Origin of the sequence: Micromonospora sp. D75, from assembly GCF_018070405.1 — a bacterium.
Classification (GTDB): domain Bacteria; phylum Actinomycetota; class Actinomycetes; order Mycobacteriales; family Micromonosporaceae; genus Micromonospora; species Micromonospora chalcea.
In genome coordinates this window covers 1-3,544 of record NZ_JAGPXV010000616.1, presented here as the reverse complement: position 1 = coordinate 3,544, position 3,544 = coordinate 1, and the positions used below count along the sequence as shown (strand labels likewise).

The following is a 3,544-nucleotide window of genomic DNA, read 5'->3' as shown; positions in this document are numbered from 1 at the left end:
CCGGCGCCGCCGTACGAGCCGGACACCGGGCCCCGGGTCCGGGTCAACCAGGTCGGCTACCTGCCCGGCGGGCCGAAGCACGCGACTGTGGTCACCGAGGCCACCGACGCGCTGCCCTGGCAGCTGAAGTCGGGCAGCGGCGCGGTGGTCGCCAGCGGGAAGACCACGCCGCGCGGCACCGACGCCGCCTCCGGGCAGAACGTGCAGACCGTCGACTTCTCCGCGTACCGCAAGCCGGGCACCGGCTACACGCTCACCGTCGACGGCGAGACCAGCCACCCGTTCGACATCTCCGGCACGCTCTACGACCGGCTGCGCGCCGACTCGCTGCAGTTCTTCTACGCCCAGCGCAGCGGCATCGAGATCGACGGCGACCTGATCGGCGAGGAGTACGCCCGCCCGGCCGGTCACCTCGGCGTCGCGCCGAACCAGGGCGACACCGACGTGCCGTGCCAGGCCGGCGTCTGCGACTACTCGCTGGACGTGCGCGGCGGCTGGTACGACGCGGGCGACCACGGCAAGTACGTGGTCAACGGCGGCATCGCCACCTACCAGCTCCTGAGCACCTTCGAGCGGACCAAGACCGCCGAGACCGCCGACGGCGGCGCCGCCCTGGGCGACTCCACGCTGCGGCTACCCGAACGCGGCAACGACGTGCCGGACGTGCTCGACGAGGCCCGCTGGGAGCTGGAGTTCCTGCTGCGCATGCAGGTGCCGGCCGGCAAGCCGCTGGCCGGGATGGTCCACCACAAGATCCACGACCGGAACTGGACCGGCCTGCCGCTGCAGCCCCAGGACGACCCGGAGCCGCGTGAGCTGCACGCGCCGTCCACCGCCGCCACGCTGAACCTGGCCGCCGTCGCCGCGCAGTGCCAGCGCCTGTACGCCCCGTACGACGCCGCCTTCGCCGCGCGCTGCGGCACCGCCGCGAAGACCGCGTACGCGGCGGCCAAGGAGCACCCGGCGATCTACGCCTCGGCCAGCGACGGCACCGGCGGCGGCGCGTACGACGATTCCAACGTCAGCGACGAGTTCTACTGGGCCGCGGTCGAGCTGTGGCTGACCACCGGCGACAAGGCGTACCTGGCCGACGTCACCGGCTCGCCGCTGCACACCGCCGACGTGTTCGCCCCGAACGGCGCGTTCGGCTGGCAGAGCGTCGCCGCGCTGGGCCGCCTGGACCTGGCCACCGTGCCGAACACGCTGCCCGCCGCGGAGAAGACCCGGATCCGCGAGTCGATCACCGCCGCCGCCGACAGCTACCTGGCCACGATCGCCGGTCAGGCGTACGGGCTGCCGTTCCCGGGCAGCGCCGACGCGTACGTCTGGGGCAGCAACAGCAACCTGGTGAACAACGCGATCGTGCTGGCCACCGCGTTCGACCTGAGCCGGGACGCGAAGTACCGGGACGGCGCGGTGCAGGCCGCCGACTACCTGTTCGGCCGCAACGCGCTGAACATGTCGTACGTGACCGGGTGGGGCGAGCAGCACGCCCGCAACCAGCACAGCCGGATCTTCGGCCACCAGCTGAACCCGGACCTGCCGCGCCCGCCGGCCGGCTCGCTCGCCGGTGGCCCGAACGCCGCGCTGCAGGACCCGTTCGCGGCGAACCTGCTCGCCGGATGCGCGCCGATGTTCTGCTACGTCGACGACATCAACTCGTACGCGACGAACGAGGTGGCGATCAACTGGAACTCGGCGCTGGCGTGGCTCGCGTCGTTCCTGGCCGACCAGGGTGACGCCGGCGCGGTGCCGGCGCCGTCCTGCGCGGTCACCTACACCACGCACGGGAGCTGGCCGTCCGGCTTCACCACCCAGGTGACGGTGCGCAACACCGGCACGACGGCGGTGAACGGGTGGAGCCTGCGGTGGGCGTTCCTCGGCGACCAGAAGGTGGACCACGCCTGGTCGGCGCAGCTCGGCCAGAGCGGCGCCACGGTCACCGCGAAGAACCTGTCCTGGAACGCGAAGCTGGCGCCGGGCGCGTCCACCACGTTCGGCTTCAACGGCACCGCGTCCCGGTTCCCGAACCCGGATCCGGGGCTGGTCACCCTGAACGGGAAGGCCTGCACGGTCTCCTGACCGAGCTGACCGGACGCCATCGCAGGACCGGGTACGGTCCTGCGATGGCGTACCTCTTCCTGCTCGGCGCGATCACCGCCGAGGTGATCGGCACGAGCCTGCTCAAGGCCACAGACGGTTTCACCCGGCTCTGGCCCACACTGGGCCTGGCGGTGGCGTACCTGTCCGCGTTCGGGCTGCTCTCGCTGGCGGTGAAGGACATCCCGGTCGGCGTCGCGTACGCCGTCTGGTCCGGCCTCGGCACCGCCGCCATCATGGCGATCGGCGCGGCGTTCCTGGGCGAGCCGCTGAGCGTGGCGAAGGTGATCGGGGCGGGGCTGGTCATCGCCGGGGTGGTGGTGCTCAACCTCGGCGGCGCGCACTGAGCGCCACCCGGCTCAGGCCGCCGCGCGCAGCAGCCGGAGCTGCCCGATCTCGGCCACGTTCTTCATCAGCTCGGCGTTCACCCACGCGGCCAGGTGCGTCACGGTGAGACCGGCGTCGGCGGGCCAGGGGTACGCGGACGGCCGGTCCAGGTCGGACTCGGCCAGCCCGTCCAGCGCTTCAGTCCACTCCGTCCGCAGTTCCCGCAGCCAGGCGACCGTCTCCGCGCCCGGCCCGGGCCAGCGGATGCCGTCGCGTTCCCGCGCCGGGCGCTGCCGCACGTGGTCGGTCGCGACCGACCACCACCAGCCGATGTGCCAGGTCAGCCACCCGATCGTGGGCGCCGGGACCGGGTCCGGCTCGGTGTCGGCCCAGTCGGGACGCCACCCGCCGCCCCGGCCGGGGCGCATGGTCCAGCACAGCGCGGCCGGCTCCCAGAGGAAATCCGCCGGCTCCAGCCGGTCGAAGTGGTACTCGGCGAGCGCCCAGGTCAGGTCGAACTGCCAGCGCAGCAGGCCGGTCACGGAGGCAGGCATCGCGCGATCGTGGCACGGCCCACGCCCGCGGTCGACCGGTTAACCGCTCCCGGCCCGCCTCGCGACGACGCCCCTCGCGACGTGGCGGCCCGGCGTGTCGTGGCGAGAACAAGGAACATCCAAAAAACGATATGACTGTGAGGCATAAATATGGGTCTTGTGACGTGTCTGTGGGTGGTTGGGCGCGTCGTTGATGGCGCACGCCGTTGTCCTGCCTAGGTTCTGGCTTGTCGAAGGTCAGAACTTGATGGGCGGGAGAACGGCGTGCGTTCTGCCAGGGTATGGGCTGGGCTGCTCGGGGTCGAGCAGGCGGTTGTCGAGGGCGTGGAGTTCGATCCGGTCGAGTCGGTGGTGGTGGCTCGGGTGCGGGTGCGTAAGGGCGCGTCGCGGCGGTGTCCGCACTGTCGTCGGCGGTGTGCCCGCTATGACGCTGGGGTTCGTCGTCGGTGGCGGGCGTTGGATCTGGGCGTGGTGCGAGCGGTGATCGAGGCGCACGTGCCGCGGGTGTCGTGTCCGGAGCACGGGGTTGTGGTCGCGGCAGTGCCGTGGGCTCGGCATGGGGC

At 72.1% G+C, this 3,544-nt stretch carries 4 protein-coding genes; 3 read left to right on the top strand and 1 reads right to left on the bottom strand.

Annotated features, from left to right (window positions below; translation table 11 throughout):
- Positions 1-2,082, top strand: a 2,082-nt coding sequence (locus tag KBX39_RS26530) for a glycoside hydrolase family 9 protein (protein ID WP_210873066.1), incomplete at its 5' end; no start/stop codon positions are given.
- 44 nt (positions 2,083-2,126) lie between these two features.
- Positions 2,127-2,447, top strand: a complete 321-nt coding sequence (locus KBX39_RS26525) for a multidrug efflux SMR transporter (RefSeq protein ID WP_043325054.1) — start codon at positions 2,127-2,129, stop codon at positions 2,445-2,447.
- A gap of 12 nt (positions 2,448-2,459) precedes the next feature.
- Here the strand turns inward: KBX39_RS26525 and KBX39_RS26520 are convergent, their stop codons facing one another.
- Positions 2,460-2,981 (bottom strand): DinB family protein, encoded by a 522-nt coding sequence (locus KBX39_RS26520; RefSeq protein ID WP_210873064.1) that lies wholly within the window; start codon positions 2,979-2,981, stop codon positions 2,460-2,462.
- A 264-nt stretch (positions 2,982-3,245) separates the two neighbouring features.
- Here KBX39_RS26520 and KBX39_RS34260 point away from each other — a divergent pair.
- Positions 3,246-3,544, top strand: a 299-nt coding sequence (locus KBX39_RS34260; protein WP_369010125.1) for a transposase family protein, incomplete at its 3' end; no start/stop codon positions are given.